The following is a 15,107-nucleotide window of genomic DNA, read 5'->3' as shown; positions in this document are numbered from 1 at the left end:
AAGTGCCCAGCCGTATCGAACCAGCAAAAAAATAAGGGAACAGACAAACATGACGACACGATCGACAACACGCATACGCCGTGCCGGCACAGCCTTCGCCGGCCTTCTGCTCGCGCAGACCATGCTTTCGGGGCTTGCCCATGCCGAGGACCGGGCCGCGCTGATGGCTCAGCATCGCGGCGGCACGATGACGCTCTCGGCCGTTTCGGCGGCCGGCACCATCGACCCAATGATCAACTACACCGCCCAATACTGGCAGGTCTACCAGATGACCTATGACGGCCTCGTCAAGTTCAAGCAGGCCGGCGGCACGGAAGGTTTCAAGATCGTGCCGGCGATCGCCGAGGCGATGCCCGAGATCAAGAATGACGGCAAAACCTATGTGTTCAAGATCCGCAAGGGCGTCATGTTCTCGAACGGCAAGGAAGTCACCCCGGCTGACGTCGTGGCCTCGTTCCAGCGGATCTTCAAGGTCAAGGGCCCGACCATAGGCAGCTTCTACAATGGCATCGTCGGCGCCGATAAATGCATGGCGGACGGCGACAGCTGCACGCTCGACGGCGGCGTGATCGCCGACGACAAGGCCGGCACCGTCACCATCAATCTCGTCGCGGCGGATTCGGAGTTCTTCGCCAAGCTCGCGGTGCCGCATGCGAGCATCGTTCCGGCCGATACGCCGGCCAAGGATGCCGGCACGAGCCCCGTGCCCGGAACCGGCGCCTACATGATCGAAAGCTACAATCCGAACGAACAGATGGTGCTGAAGCGCAATCCCCATTTCAAGGAATGGAGCGCCGACGCCCAGCCGGACGGCTATGCCGACGAAATCGACTACAAGTTCGGCATGACGGAGGAAGCCGGCATCAACGCCGTGGTCAACGGCCAGGTGGACTGGATGTACGACACGCCTCCAGCCGACCGCCTGCCCGAGATCGGCTCGAAATATGCCAATCAGGTTCATATCGATCCGCTTGCGGCTTTCTGGTATGCGCCGATGAACGTCAATCTGCCGCCCTTCGACAACATCAAGGTCCGGCAGGCCTTGAACTATGCGCTCGATCGTGACGCGCTCGTCGGTCTTTTCGGCGGCGAAGTGCTCGCCCAGCCGACCTGCCAGATCCTGCCGCCCGATTTCCCCGGCCATGCCGATGACTGCATCTATACCAAGGACCCCGGTCCGGCATGGTCGGAAGCTGATATGGACAAGGCCAAGCAGTTGGTCGAAGAATCCGGCACGAAGGGCCAGAAGGTGACGGTGATTGCCGAAGACAACGCGGTCGCGCGCGGCATCGGCACCTATTTGCAGAGCGTGCTCAGCGATCTCGGCTATGACGCCTCGATGAAGGCGATCTCGCCCAATATCCAGTTCGCCTACATCCAGAACACCAACAACAACGTCCAGATCAGCGTCAGCCAGTGGTACATGGACTATCCGGCCGCGTCGGACTTCCTGAACGTGCTGCTCTCCTGCGACAGCTTCCACAAAGGCAGCGATTCCTCGATCAATATCTCAGGCTATTGCAACAAGGACCTCGACGCCAAGATGAAGGCGGCCATGGCCCTTTCGCTGACCGACGAGAACGCCGCCAATGCTGAATGGGCCAAGATCGACAAGGCATATATGGCCGAAGCGCCGCTTGCGCCGCTGTTCACGCCGAAGAGCGTGAATTTCACCTCCGCCCGCCTCGGCAATTATCTGTTCAACAAGCAGAACCGTTGGATCATCTCCCAGTCCTGGGTGAAGTAAACGGCGCGCGGCAATGGCGTGCGTCCGCGCCACGCCATTGCCCGTCTTCTTAAACAATCCGGACCGGCAAGAGCTCGACCATGCGTGACGGCAGAAAACGGAAATGACCCTCGTACCCAACAGCATCGCAAAGCCGATGGAGAGTTCGCAGAGCCGGAGCGTGCGCAAAGGCGCGGGACATTGGCAGCGGGCCTGGCGGCTTCTCAAGCGAGACAAGCCGACAATCGCCGCAGCCCTCGTGCTGCTTTTGATGATCCTGTCGAGTCTCGCCGCGCCGCTTTATGCGAACTCCGTGTCGGCGACCGATCCGTTCCGCTCCAATCTCAGCGGCAAGGTCGCCATCGACGGAAAGAAGGTCAAGATCATGCAGCCTTCGACCGAGGGCCTCGGTCTCGGCGTTACGCCGATCGGCCCGACCTGGGCTGCGCAGTATTTCCTTGGCGCCGACACGCAGGGGCGCGACGTTGCCGCCCGGCTTCTCTATGGCGGCCGCAATTCGCTGCTGATTGCCTTCTCAGCCACGTCAATCTGTCTGGTCCTGGCCGCACTGATCGGCATCTGCGCGGGCTTTTTCGGCGGCTTCGTCGATACGGTCCTGTCGCGGCTGCTCGATATCCTCTGGGCCTTTCCGGTCTATCTTCTGGCGATTTCCCTCTCGATCGTGCTGATCTCCAAGGGCATCGTGCTCGGCCCGATCGAGATCACCGCCGATAGCCTGCTGCTGCCGATCGGCATCATCGGCATCATCTACGTGCCCTATGTCGCGCGCCCGGTGCGCGGTCGCGTGCTGGAGCTGAAGAACAGCGAATTCGTGCTGGCGGCGATCGGGCTCGGCATTCCCGAATGGCGCATTCTCTGGAAGGACATCCTGCCCAATGTCGCCACGATGCTGATCGTGTTCATCCCGCTGATGATGGCGCTCAACATCGTCACGGAATCGTCCCTGTCCTTCCTTTCGATCGGCGTGCAGGCGCCGGATGCGAGCTGGGGAACGATCATCCAGGACGGGCAGACCCTGCTTTACACGCGCCCCGCCGTGGCGCTGGCGCCGGGCATCGCCATCGCGCTCACCGTGCTGTCGCTCAACGTGCTCGGCGACAGCATCCGCGACGTGCTCGATCCGCGCACCAAGATCGTCTGAGGAAGCGGAGATGGTTTTTGCAATCCTGCAGCGTCTCGGCCAGATGGCGTTCGTCATGTTCGGTATCTCGACGCTGGTGTTCCTAATCTTCTTCGCCACACCAGGCTCCGACCCGGCCGCCCGCATCGCTGGCCGCAACGCCTCCCAGGAGACGATCGCGCAGATCCGCATCGAATTCGGCTTCGACCGGCCGCTGCCGGTGCAATATGTGCTGATGATGAAACGCCTGTTCGTGACGCAGGATCTCACCTCCTACGTCAATCGCGGCATGCGCATCGTGCCGCAGGTTGCCGAAGCCGCGCCGGTGACGCTGTCGCTGGTGTTCGGCGCCGCCGTGCTCTGGGTGCTCGGCGGCATCGTCTTCGGCGTCGTCGCCGCCATGGCCCGCGACACGCTGCTCGACCGGGGGCTCATGGCGCTCGCGCTGATTGGCGTCTCCATGCCGGTCTACTGGCTGGGCGAAGTGATGAACCTGATCTCGCAGAGCCGCTTCCACGACAGCTGGGCGTTTTCCTGGGTTCCGGCCCTCGGCTACAAGCCGCTGTTTTCTGACCCTGTCGGCTGGTTCCTGACGCTCATCATTCCCTGGGCAACGCTCGCCGCCCTCTATGTCGGCATCTATGGCCGGGTGCTGCGCGCCAACCTCGTGGAAGCCTATCAGGAGGACTATATCCGCACCGCCCGCGCCAAGGGTCTGAGCCCGGCGCGGGTGATGCTCAGGCATGCGCTGCGTACGTCGCTGATCCCGTTCGTGACCATGTTCGGCCTCGATTTCGGCGCCCTTGTCGGCGGCTCCGCCCTTCTGACGGAAGTGGTCTTCGGCCTGAACGGCGTCGGGCGCCTCACCTATCAGGCGCTGCTCAACCTCGATCTCCCGATGATCCTCGGCACCGTGATGTACGCCTCGTTCTTCGTGGTGCTCGCCAATGCGTCCGTCGACATCGTCTACGTGCTGATCGATCCGCGCGTAAGGAAGAACTGACGATGCAGAACGTTGAAAAACCCGTTCTTCTCGATGTCCAAGGCCTGACGGTTTCGTTCGTCACCGATGGCGGCCTCGTCAGGGCCGTGGACGACGTTTCCTTTTCCGTGCGCGAGGGCGAGATCCTGTCGATCGTCGGCGAATCCGGCTCGGGCAAATCGGTCACGCTCCTGTCGCTGCTCGGCCTGCACGATCCGAAGACAACAAGCGTCGACGGCGCAGTCGCCTTTCGCGGACAGCGGATTCTCGAACTGTCGGCAAGCGCCATGCGCCGTATCCGCGGCAAGGAAATCGGGCTCATCTCGCAGGATCCGATGACGGCGCTGACCCCGGTCTACAGGATCGGCTGGCAAATCGCCGAGCAGATCCGCGCCCATGAGCCGATGTCGGCCCGGGTCGCCCGCCTGCGGGCGATCGAGCTTCTCGGCGAAGTCGGCTTCTCCAACCCCACTGAAGCGTCCGAGCGCTTTCCGCACCAGCTGTCGGGCGGCATGCGCCAGCGGGCGGTGATCGCTATGGCGCTTTCCTGCCGGCCGGCGCTGCTCGTTGCCGACGAACCGACGACGGCGCTCGACGTGACCGTGCAGGCGCAGGTGCTCGACCTGCTGCTCAGGCTGCGCAAAGATCTCGGCCTGGCGATCGTCCTCATAACCCACGATATGGGCGTGGTCTCCGAGGTCGCCGACAAGGTGGCGGTGATGTATGCCGGCCGCATCGTCGAGCGCGGCACAACCCGCGAAATCTTCTCCAATCCCGTTCATCCCTACACATGGGGGCTGATGGCCTCGATCCCGCCGCTGACCGGCGAGCGGCCGAAGCGGCTTATTTCGATCGGCGGCATGCCACCGACGCCGGGCAGCATTCCCGAGGGCTGTGGCTTTCAGCCGCGTTGCCGCTTCGCCCGGGCCGAATGCGCCGCCCGGCCGCCGACCCGCCGCATCGGCAATCAGTCGGTGCTCTGCGTGCTCGATGGCGAGGAACGCGAAGCCCTGCGCAAAACCGTCCTGACATCGGAGGAGCCCGCATGAGCGCGAGTGGGAACGTGAGGCCGCTGCTTTCCGCCGAGGCGCTGACCAAGAACTTCCTCGTCGGCAAGACCGTCTGGCCGGGTTCGGGCCGCACCCTGCATGCCGTCGACGAGATCAGCCTCGATGTCTATCCCGGCGAAACGCTGGGTCTGGTCGGTGAATCCGGCAGCGGCAAATCCACGCTCGGCCGCTGCCTGACGCGGCTCTACGACATCACAGCCGGCCGGCTGACCTTCGACGGCCAGGACATCTCCAAGGCGGAGAAGCGTGCGCTTACACCAGTGCGGCGCAGGATGCAGATGATCTTCCAGGATCCCTCGTCCTCGCTCAATCCGCGCCGCAAGGTGCGCGACATGCTGGGCGAAGTGCTTGACGTGCACGACATCGCCAAGGGAAAGGCAATCGACGAACGGCTCGCCGAGCTGATGGAAATCGTCGGCCTGCGCCGCGAATATCTCGACCGTTACCCGCACGAATTCTCCGGCGGCCAGCGCCAGCGCATCGGCATTGCGCGCGCGCTCGCCGTCGAGCCGGCGCTGATCGTTGCCGACGAGCCGGTGTCGGCGCTCGACGTTTCGGTGCAGGCGCAGATCGTCAACCTGTTCGCAGACCTGCGCCAACGGCTGAACCTTACCTATGTCTTCATCGCCCACGACCTGGCGGTGGTCCGCCAGGTGTCGAGCCGGGTGGCGGTCATGTATCTCGGATCGATCGTCGAGGTCGGCGAGACGGATGCGCTCTTCGGCGCGCCGCGTCATCCCTATACACAGGCGCTGCTTTCGGCCGTCCCCCAGCCGCACAACCGCGTCCGGCAGGGGCGCATCCTGCTCGAGGGCGAAATTCCGAGCCCGCTCGACCCGCCCAAGGGCTGCAAATTCTCCACCCGCTGCCCCTATGCCAAGCCGCTTTGCCACGAAGTCCGGCCGCAACTGGCCGGCGATGCCGGCCGCCACACCGTCGCCTGTCACTTTCCGCTTGCATGAACCCACGGACGGTTCGACGCCGGCCTTCCCCCAAATCCTGGTTCGAACGTGGTAGTCTGTTGGCGAACCGCCCGCTCCCTGCGGCGTGGCGACAATAATCCCGCAAAACTGCGCAGCAGTTTTTCAAGTCCGCAATTGCGCAAAGGCGAAAAGAGATAGAGCATCCCCGTGACTCGAAGAAAACGGAAACGGTCTATCTGAGGAGACAGTCATGGAATTGAAGGACGCAACATTGTTCCGGCAGGCCGCGCTGGTCGGCGGCGACTGGATAGAGGCCGATCCATCCAACGCGATCAAGGTCGACAATCCGGCGACCGGCGAGATCATCGGCCACGTTCCCATGCTGGGTGCTGCCGAGACCAGGGCGGCGATTGCCGCAGCCGAGGTCGCGCAGAAGGAATGGGCCGCCCGCACCGCCAAGGAGCGCTCGGTGATCCTGCGGCGCTGGTTCGAGCTGATGATGGCAAATCAGGACGATCTCGGCCGCATCCTGACGGCTGAGCAGGGCAAGCCGCTTGCCGAGGCCAAGGGCGAGATCGCCTATGGCGCGAGCTTCATCGAATGGTTTGCCGAGGAAGCGCGGCGCGTCTATGGCGACATCGTTCCCGGCCACCAGAAGGACAAGCGCATCCTTGTCATGAAGCAGCCGATCGGCGTCGTTGCCGCCATCACCCCCTGGAATTTCCCGAATGCGATGATCACCCGCAAGGCGGGACCGGCCTTTGCCGCCGGCTGCGCCATGGTGCTGAAGCCGGCCTCGCAGACGCCTTTCTCGGCGATCGCGATTGCCATCCTCGCCGAACGCGCCGGTTTTCCCAAGGGCCTCTTCAGCGTGTTGACCGGATCGGCGCGCGCCATTGGCGGCGAAATGACCGCAAGCCCCATCGTGCGCAAGCTGACCTTCACCGGTTCGACCGAAGTCGGCGCCGAGCTTTACCGGCAGAGCGCGCCGACCATCAAGAAGCTCGGACTGGAGCTCGGCGGCAACGCGCCTTTCATCGTGTTCGATGACGCCGATCTCGATGCCGCTGTCGAAGGCGCGCTGATCGCCAAATACCGCAACAACGGCCAGACCTGTGTCTGCGCCAACCGGCTCTATGTGCAGGAGGGTGTCTACGATGCCTTTGCCGAGAAGCTGTCGAAGGCGGTCGGCGCTCTGAAGACCGGCAACGGCTTCGACGAAGGCATCAATCTCGGCCCGCTGATCGACGAAGCCGCCCTTGCCAAGGTCGAGGAGCATGTCGCCGATGCGATTTCCAAGGGCGGCCGCGTCATTGCCGGCGGTCATCGCCATCGGCTCGGCGGACGCTTCTATGAGGCGACCGTGCTCGCCGACGTCACCCCTGCCATGACCGTTGCCAGGGAAGAAACGTTCGGACCGGTGGCGCCGCTCTTCCGCTTCAAGGATGAGGCCGACGTGATCGCCCAGGCCAATGACACCGAGTTCGGCCTCGCTTCCTATTTCTACGCCAAGGATCTTTCCCGTGTTTTCCGGGTCGCCGAAGCGCTGGAATACGGCATGGTCGGCGTCAATACCGGGCTGATCTCGACGGCCGAAGCTCCCTTCGGCGGCGTCAAGCTCTCCGGCCTCGGCCGCGAAGGCTCGAAATACGGCATCGAGGAATTCACCGAAATCAAATATGTCTGCCTCGGCGGCATCGCCTGAGGCCGGCAACCCGGTCGCCGAAGGGCGGATATAGCCGTTCTGCGCGTTCGTCCCCTCAGCGAGGCGCGCAGGACATTCCTCGTCCGCCCTGCTTTGCCGCAAGGGCGGCGAGCAGTTCTTTCCAGTTTTCGTCGTGCTTTGCGACCTTGTCCTGCTCAGCCCAAGCCTTGACCGACCTGGCAGCGGCGTCGTCCTCATAGGGTTCCGTCACATCGCTGTGCAGCGCCAGCACCAGCGTTTCGACGTCCCGGGCAGACAGGATCTTGGTCTCCGACGACTTGTCCGGATTGGTGAAGGAGAGCGAGTTCGGAAGCAGCCAATGCGTTCCGATCCCGCCATCCCGATAGACGCGCGGCATGGTGATCTCGTGGATGCGGACTTCGGAATTGTGATCGCAGTAGAGTTTCTCGATCGCCGCGCGAAGCTCCGTTTCCAGACCGAGGCCCAGCTGTCCTCCGGCGCCGAGCACCGAGCCGAAACCGAAACTCTCGCTGTAGCGACCGGCCGAGGCCGAGACATCGGCGATGACGACATGCAGCGGCGGCAGCGCCTGCGGCGCCGATCGGAACGCATCGCGGATGGAATAGTAGAGCGTCATGGCGCCGCGGTTTTCGACCGCTCCGCCATCGGTCACCCAGTATCGTTTCCCCTTTTCGCCGGGGGTCGCGATATCGATCGCGGCATCGGGAAAGACCGGCGGAAAGTTTGCGCTGAGCGCCGCGGCGCGCCCGATCGATATATCGGCATTGTCGAGCGTGACGAGCTGCATGTGCAGCGATCCATCATCAGGCGGAGGCTTGGGCGCGGCGAGGTTGGTCAGCACCAGCCGCCCACCGGCTTGCGCGGCATCCAGGAATTGGCGGCAGCGCGTCGCCTTCTCGGGCAGCGAAAGCTTCGGATCGACCTCGCAGAAAGGGCTGTTGTTGGAAGACGGGCCGTCATCGGAAAAAGATCCGACAATCGCGGTGTTGAGCATCAGACCGAAGGATGGCGCCTCCATCGTTGCAGCGCCCATCTCGCAAACGAAGGATTCGGCGAGGATAGCGCCCAATCTTGAACGCGCCAGGGTCCAGCCGTTGGTCCCTTGATCCGGCATCTTGGCTTCGCGGCAGGCCGAGGACGCCCAATGCCAGCGCCCGAAGGCGAAACGCATGTCGCTCGCCCCATCGATCACCTGTTCGATGAAGGGCAGCGCCATGGCCTGCGAGAAATCATCCCATGCCTTGACGTCCAAGGTGCCGCGCGGCCGGCGAAGCTCCTGCTCGTGAAGCGCGAAATAGCCGAGCGCGGCGCTGCCGCCCGAGACGCCGCTGACCAGGACGACGTTGCAGATCTGGTCCTGCTCGGCCAGCCCCCGCAGCAGCGAGGCCGTGTAGATCGCCGCGCGCGTGCCGCCGCCGGAAGCGACGACGGCAATTCTCGGCGTCGTGGGCTCGAGGGCTGCGCAGCCGCCATTGGCCCAGCCGCTTTCGAACAAGAGCGCTGCCGGTTGCTTGCCCACATGCCGCTCGGAGCGGATCGCAAGTTCCGGCGGCTGGATCGCCCGCAGGAAGCTGAAGGCGGCGGGACCGCCGATCAGAAGATAGGCCACAAAGCCGACGAGGGCGGGATAGACGAGCGTCGAGCGCTGGAAGTTGCGCAGGCTCGCGAGCAGATCTCCCGTTGGAGCTTGCTCGGCGGGCAGGCGCTCGAGCTGTGCGCGAAACTGCGCGAGCAATTCCGCCGGCGTCATGAACTGGATCGCCCGGTTCGACGTGGCTTTGGTCTGCCGCTGATATCGATCCTCGTAGCGGCCCTCGATCTTCAAGCGTCCCGCGCCATGCAGCGCGATCGTCCGGCCCTTGTTTTGGACCGTGCTCAAGGTCTCGCTGCCCTCATAATCGTAAGCGATCTGGACCGGCGTGATCGTTTGCCGCTCCTTGTCCATGAGGCGCATGAGCCGGCGCGCGACGAAGTGATCGCACCAGAAGCCGTAGTACCAGGCAACGGCATAGGCGAAGGCGATATAGCGCATGAGCGTCGTGTTGCCGTAGCCTTTTGAGCCGGCGTTGAAGAGATAGGTGATGTAATGAACATCGGCGAGGCGAAGCACCGCGACAACGATGACGAGAATGCTGATGACCCGCTGCGGGCCGATGAAGAAGAGACGCCCGACCGTCTGCAGGATTTCCATCAGCCGGTCGAACAGGATGCCGAGGAAAAGGGCGAACCATGCGACGGCGGCCGTCACGTAGAAGGCGTAGCCGAGATAGTGGTCCGGCACGAACAGAGTGAGAAGCGATCCGGGCAGAAGCAGCTCGACCGGATAGCGGATCGGCGCGATGAACAAGGCCGACGCCAGCGCGGCAATCGGTCCGCGGCCCATAAAATCGTAGCGGTTCTTGGGCAGGAAGAGCTCGACCTTCGGCAGACTGTCGGCAAGCCCGCCACCTGCATTGGAGCGGAACAGGCTCGATGCCAGCAGCCAGGCCGCCGGCAGCGCGAGAACGAGCGCGCAGACGATGGCGACGCCGACATGCAGGCGGGGCCGTGCCGTCATCATGCCGTAGGTTTCAGGGCGTGAATCGATGAGCAGAAGCACGGCAAGGGCCGCAAGGATGACGAGCTGTCCAGCGAGCAGATACTGGTTGAAGAGCGCCTGGCGGCAGGCCACCGCATGCAGCAGGAAAAGAAGCGCGAATCCGATCGCGAGCAGGCCGAGATTGCCCCAGCGCATCTCGACGGTCGGGCCGAGCGCCATGGCAAGGGTTAGAATGCCCGCAAGCACCGGCACGAACCAGGCGTAGCCGTCGGGAGCGAGCCATCGCCAGGCGAGGCCCCGCCCCTTCGGCAGCGGCTGGTTCAGCCAGGCATCGAATTCCCGCCACCATCGAACGAAGCCGCGGACGTGCTCGCCGAGCCAATTGTAGATGCTGGCTTCCCGATGGGTGGGGTGTTCGTTCATCACAGTGTTTCCAGTCGGCTATCGGCGAGAATGACGTCGGCCGCCTTCTCCGCGATCATGTAGACGGCGGTGGCAAGGAAGTAGCCGGGAATGCGGGGGAAGACGGAAGCATCGACGACGCGCAGGCCTTCGATGCCGTGCACCTTGAAGCGGCTGTCGAGCACGCCGCCACTTTCGCGGGGGCCGATGGCGCAGGTGCCGCAGGCATGATGGCCCCAGGCGTTTTCGGCGACATAGCGGCGAAGCGCCTCGTCGCTCTCGTTCTGCCGGCCGGGCTCCTCTTCGCATGCGATGAGATCGTCCATCGCATCGTTGATCTTCCTGACGAAGCGGATGGCATGGACGACGGCATCGAGATCGAGGTCGTAATTGCCGGTTCCCTCGAAGAAGGAATGAAAGACGACGGCAGGCAGGGCCGCGGGATCGGCGCTTCGAAGCCGCACCGTGCCACCCTGGTTTTCGGTATAGGCCTTGAGGATCGCCCAGGTCATGTAATCCGGCTTGCGGATGCGCTTGGAATAACCGGGATAATAGCCGCGGAAATCGGCCAGCAGCGAAAAACAGTGCAGGTCCGGTTCGCTCAGCGTGTCGCTAGACTTGAGCGTCAGGGAAAACATGACGCCGTTGCTCGTATAGTTGCCGATGCGGAACCAGCGCCACCGCCGGTAATGGGCATCTCGTCTGGTATAGGTGACGCCCTTGAGCGCCGACCAGGGTTCGTTCACCCGGCTGACGACGCCGACCTCGTAGCGGTCCTGCAGGTTCCGCCCGACGCCTTGAAGCGCTTCGACGACATGAATCTTGTGTTTGCGGAGATGGGCGGGATCGCCGATGCCCGACAGCATCAGAAGCTGCGGCGAGGCGAAGGCGCCGCCCGCCAGGATGATCTCACGGCCCGCCCGAATGACCTCCTCGCGCCCCTCCTCGGTGATGCAGCGAACCGCCACCGCCCGCTTGCCGTCGAATTCGATGCGCGTAACCGTGGTGTTGAGGCGAAGCGACAGTCGGTCGGGGTACCGCTTCATCACGTCGAGCAGCCGCTCGCGCGGCCCGTGCCTGGTGTGGCGGCGCGTCGAAAGCGGTGTGATGCGCACGCCGCAGGCGCCAATGTTCCAGTTGCGATTGTCGTTCGGGTCGACCTCGGTCATCTCCCAGTCCGAGCCCCGTTTGCCGAAGGCGTCGGCAGCAGCACCAACGCTGCGCAGCAGCGCCCGCCACAGGGGCCAGTCGCGCAGGACCCTGAGCGGCAGGGCCCGCTCCGTCGTCATCCACCCCCACCATCCGTGGCCCGTCGGATTGAGGCCCGTTATTGCGGCGAGCCACCGCCACAGGAAGAAGCGGTAGCGGCAGCGCTCGATGCGCTCGAAATAACCCTGCATGTGCGAGGCCTTCCAGCTCTCGTCGCCGGTGATCGCAAAGATGTGGTTCCAGTCGCAATGATTGGGCCGCACGATGATCATCGCATGATGGGCGGTGCAGCCGCCGAGCCCGCGCACACGCGGATAAAGCACACCGTCCTTTTCTTTGCTGTAGCGCCAGTCGCGCTCCTGCATTTCCTGATTTTCGTAGTGGCGCACCCAATGGTTCTCGGCCATGCCGGGATGTTCCGAGGCAAAGGCATGAAAGGCCGGCACGCGACAGGCATCGGCAAGCGGCATCTCGGAGCCGTCGTCGGCCTTCGCCAGCGGATCGCCGCCGGCTTCGATGACGAGCACGGTCCGCCCCTCTTCGGCCAGCCGTGCGGCGAGAACGGCGCCGCCCGCCCCGCTGCCGATGACGATATAATCGTGGGTCGGCCCGCCGGACATCGTCAGAACTGCTCCAGATAGGAAATCAGGGCATTCTTGTCCGATTGCGGGAGAGCAGCGCCGAAGCTATGCCCGCCGTTGACCACATAGTCAGGGCATTTGCTCAAGCCCACCAGCCGGTCGATGAGCTTGGTATCGCGCACCACCTTCTCGGCTTTGGCGAGCACGGCGGGATCAGCAAGTTCCTCCGGCGTGCATTGCCCGCCGAGCTCGGAGAAGGCTCCAATCAGCGCCGGACCGTTGGCGATCAGGCGCTTGTAGTTGGCGAATTTGCTTTCCTCGTCATTGTCGGGCAGCAGCTCGGTATTGGTCAGCGCATTGACGGGGAAACCGGCCGGGAACGGGCCGATGGTGATCGAGCCGTCCTTCTTGAAGGCCCAGCCGGCGACCTTGTTCAGCAGGCCGGTGAAGGGCTTCACCTTGTCGGGCACGAAGCCCGGCGGCACGATGAGGCAGGAGGGAGCGCTAGTGCGGTAGATATAGCCCGGCACCGGCGCCTCGGTCATCTTGTCCATCCGGCGCGTCTGCGGCGAGAGCATCTGGCGGATCGACCGGTCGAAAACCCCAAGCCTGTTTTCGACGCAGGGCAGATAGGGATCGCTCGCATCCGCCGCCGGGCAGGCGGTGCCGCGACCGGCGCCGTAGCCGCCAGCATAGTCCTGATTGTAGTAGTCCTTCCCGTAATAGCTGTCCTCGTGGCCGACGGAATTGTTGAGCAGGAAGGGTGCGGTCGACCAGACGCTGACGAGCGAGGGCGGTCTGAGATAGCCGCGCCCGTTGCCGGCCGCCTGCAGCGGCGTTGCCGCGCCCGAAACCGGATGATTGACCGTCACCTCATGCGGCGGCGGCAGCGACTTGTAGGTGGAGGAGGTGAAATTGTCCCAGATGTCGCCCGACAGCCCGTTGGTGGCGATCGCGCTGCAGGCATTGGTGCGCACGACATCCATGGGCACGCGCCGTTCCGTCGACAGGTAATTGCCGTCGAGGAAATCCTTTCCGTCCGCGTCCTTTCCGGTGACGAGCTTGACCATGCCTTGCTTGAAGGCATCCGACTGCGCCCAGGCCCAATAGCGGTCCCAGCATTCGCGATAATGCGGGCCGGACCCGCCGCCGGCGCAGATGCCCTGATCGACGCCGAGCTCCGGCGCCGGCACCGGCTGCTTGCTCGAATGACAGGCGGCGCAATTTTCGGCAAAGACGATCTTTCCGCGCTCGACCTCAGCCGGGTCGCGCGCTTCGAGCACCTTTTCTCCGACCGGCGTGTCCTTCAGGTGATCGGCGCGGGCCGCGACCAGGAAGAATATCGCCATGTCTGGTGTCATTGCTTCGGTCGCCTGCCAGTAGACCGAGTTCTTCTGGGCGTCGGCAATGCGGATCGGCGAGATCTTCTGGCCGCCGAGGAAGGGGCGGAAATGCAGCAGCCATTCTTCGCTGAAAAGGCCGATATTGAGATAGACTCGGTTTAGAGCGCCGAGCGTGCCGACGGAATCGGCGCCGTCCTTCAGGACGCGCATCGAGGCGACCGTGCCGGTCGTCTTGTCGTAGAGGGAGCCGAAGGCTGCGGTCTGCGGATAATCCTGCGCCTGCTTGTTGTCCTTCTCGTCTCCCTTGATGATTTCCTTGCCGGTCTTCGCCCCGATGCGCAGCCGCTCCAGGACGTCGTAGACGGCATTCATCGTGCGGGGGTTGTTCATGTAATCGCTTGAGACCAGCGAGGTATCGAGCGAACCCGGCGGGTTCGTGTGGAACAGCTGGAAGAGGAAATTCCCCTCGTTCGGGGCCGGTTCACCAGGGGTCGCGCGCGGTTTGGTGTTCCAGAAGAAAATGCGGTCGACCCAGAAATACTGGGCGCCGGGATTGGAGGAGATTTCAGAAAATTCCGGGCTCTCGACATTCTTCGGCGGGTTGATTGGATTGGGACCGACATGGCAGAAGGCGCAGGACATGCCGACGCGATAGGGACGCACGAGATCCTTGTCGTTGTAATAGGAAGGATCGGTGTAGTAGCGCAGCGCGTCCCAATGTTCGGCGGCCTTGTTGTCAAAATCGGGGTTGGGGAAGAGACGCAGGCCCATCACGCCCGTCGGCTCGCCGTAATAGGAACCGACCGGGATTTTCTTATCTTCGCCCTTGACCTTGACCGTCGTCCCACGCGAGCCGATCTGCACACCGGGATAGCGGGCATCGGCCTCGGCATTGCCGCCGAAACTGTCGGGCGCGCAGTCCTTCTTGCGCTGATCGAGCCACAGCCCCCAATGGTCGGGATCGGCGTTCTTCGGGGCGTCGAAGCAGGGCTCGTTGACGAGCCCGAGATAGCGGAAGCGGTTGTCGCGGCCATAGGCCATCGTCGGGTAGGAGGAGACGGTCTTTAGGAGATCGAAGGAACCGATCGTCGCGCGGGCGGCGAAATCCCAGAAACGGTCGTTGCCGCCGGTCCAGACGATCCAGGCGTTCTGTCCGCGGATCGCCGCCTTGCGCACGGCCTCCGGATCGAGCCCGGTGGCGGTTGCGACCTCCTTGATCTCAGCGGGATAATCGGCGCCGACGGGCGGCGGCAGCAGCAGGCCCTTGTCCATCGCCGCGAAGTAAGGCTCGCCTGCCCCGGGGAATTCCTCGACCGTGCGATGGACTTTCTTCGCCTCATCCTCGACATGGCCGAACTGGCCGGCATCCGGCTCGATCAGCCACCAGACGATCAGCGCAACCGCGGCAATGGCGATGACGGCAAGGGTGACGACGGCCGCGACCGTCCAGGCGAGAAACCGCACGATGCGCTGTCTGACGTTTGCCATTGCCCCCTCCTGATGG

At 63.7% G+C, this 15,107-nt stretch carries 9 protein-coding genes; 6 read left to right on the top strand and 3 right to left on the bottom strand.

Features of this window, described 5'->3' with window-relative positions; translation table 11 throughout:
* Positions 1-49: 49 nt before the first annotated feature.
* The 6 genes from EFD55_RS30190 to gabD all read left to right on the top strand — a co-directional run bounded on the left by EFD55_RS30190 (position 50) and on the right by gabD (position 7,547).
* Complete coding sequence (locus EFD55_RS30190; RefSeq protein WP_125850395.1) at positions 50-1,747, top strand: ABC transporter substrate-binding protein; 1,698 nt, start codon at positions 50-52, stop codon at positions 1,745-1,747.
* 103 nt (positions 1,748-1,850) lie between these two features.
* The gene (locus EFD55_RS30185; protein WP_245438261.1) at positions 1,851-2,888 is read left to right on the top strand and encodes an ABC transporter permease; all 1,038 of its coding nucleotides are present in this window, start codon (positions 1,851-1,853) and stop codon (positions 2,886-2,888) included.
* A 10-nt stretch (positions 2,889-2,898) separates the two neighbouring features.
* Positions 2,899-3,870: an ABC transporter permease gene (locus EFD55_RS30180; RefSeq protein ID WP_125850392.1), complete on the top strand. Its 972-nt coding sequence runs from the start codon at positions 2,899-2,901 to the stop codon at positions 3,868-3,870.
* 2 nt (positions 3,871-3,872) lie between these two features.
* Positions 3,873-4,898, top strand: a complete 1,026-nt coding sequence (locus EFD55_RS30175; protein WP_125850390.1) for an ABC transporter ATP-binding protein — start codon at positions 3,873-3,875, stop codon at positions 4,896-4,898.
* Positions 4,895-5,881 (top strand): ABC transporter ATP-binding protein, encoded by a 987-nt coding sequence (locus EFD55_RS30170; protein ID WP_125850388.1) that lies wholly within the window; start codon positions 4,895-4,897, stop codon positions 5,879-5,881. The genes EFD55_RS30175 and EFD55_RS30170 overlap by 4 nt, the downstream gene beginning before the upstream one ends.
* 211 nt (positions 5,882-6,092) lie before the next feature.
* Positions 6,093-7,547 carry an NADP-dependent succinate-semialdehyde dehydrogenase gene (gene gabD, locus EFD55_RS30165; protein ID WP_125850386.1) on the top strand — a complete coding sequence of 485 codons (1,455 nt, stop codon included), beginning with the start codon at positions 6,093-6,095 and terminating at the stop codon, positions 7,545-7,547.
* 55 nt (positions 7,548-7,602) lie between these two features.
* Here the strand turns inward: gabD and EFD55_RS30160 are convergent, their stop codons facing one another.
* From EFD55_RS30160 to EFD55_RS30150, 3 genes are read right to left on the bottom strand one after another with little or no spacing between them, the layout of a single operon-like run.
* A complete protein-coding gene (locus EFD55_RS30160) occupies positions 7,603-10,491 on the bottom strand; it encodes a patatin-like phospholipase family protein (RefSeq protein ID WP_125850384.1) in 2,889 nt (962 codons plus the stop codon).
* Positions 10,491-12,299 carry a GMC family oxidoreductase gene (locus EFD55_RS30155; RefSeq protein ID WP_125850382.1) on the bottom strand — a complete coding sequence of 603 codons (1,809 nt, stop codon included), beginning with the start codon at positions 12,297-12,299 and terminating at the stop codon, positions 10,491-10,493. The genes EFD55_RS30160 and EFD55_RS30155 overlap by 1 nt, the downstream gene beginning before the upstream one ends.
* Positions 12,300-12,301: 2 nt before the next feature.
* Entirely contained in the window at positions 12,302-15,091 is a 2,790-nt protein-coding gene (locus EFD55_RS30150; RefSeq protein ID WP_125850380.1) for a hypothetical protein, read from the bottom strand.
* Positions 15,092-15,107: the final 16 nt, after the last annotated feature.

Origin of the sequence: Rhizobium pisi, from assembly GCF_003938655.1 — a bacterium.
Classification (GTDB): Bacteria; Pseudomonadota; Alphaproteobacteria; order Rhizobiales; family Rhizobiaceae; genus Rhizobium; species Rhizobium pisi.
Note: the sequence above shows the minus strand (reverse complement) of the source record. Positions and strands in the feature narration are given on the sequence as shown.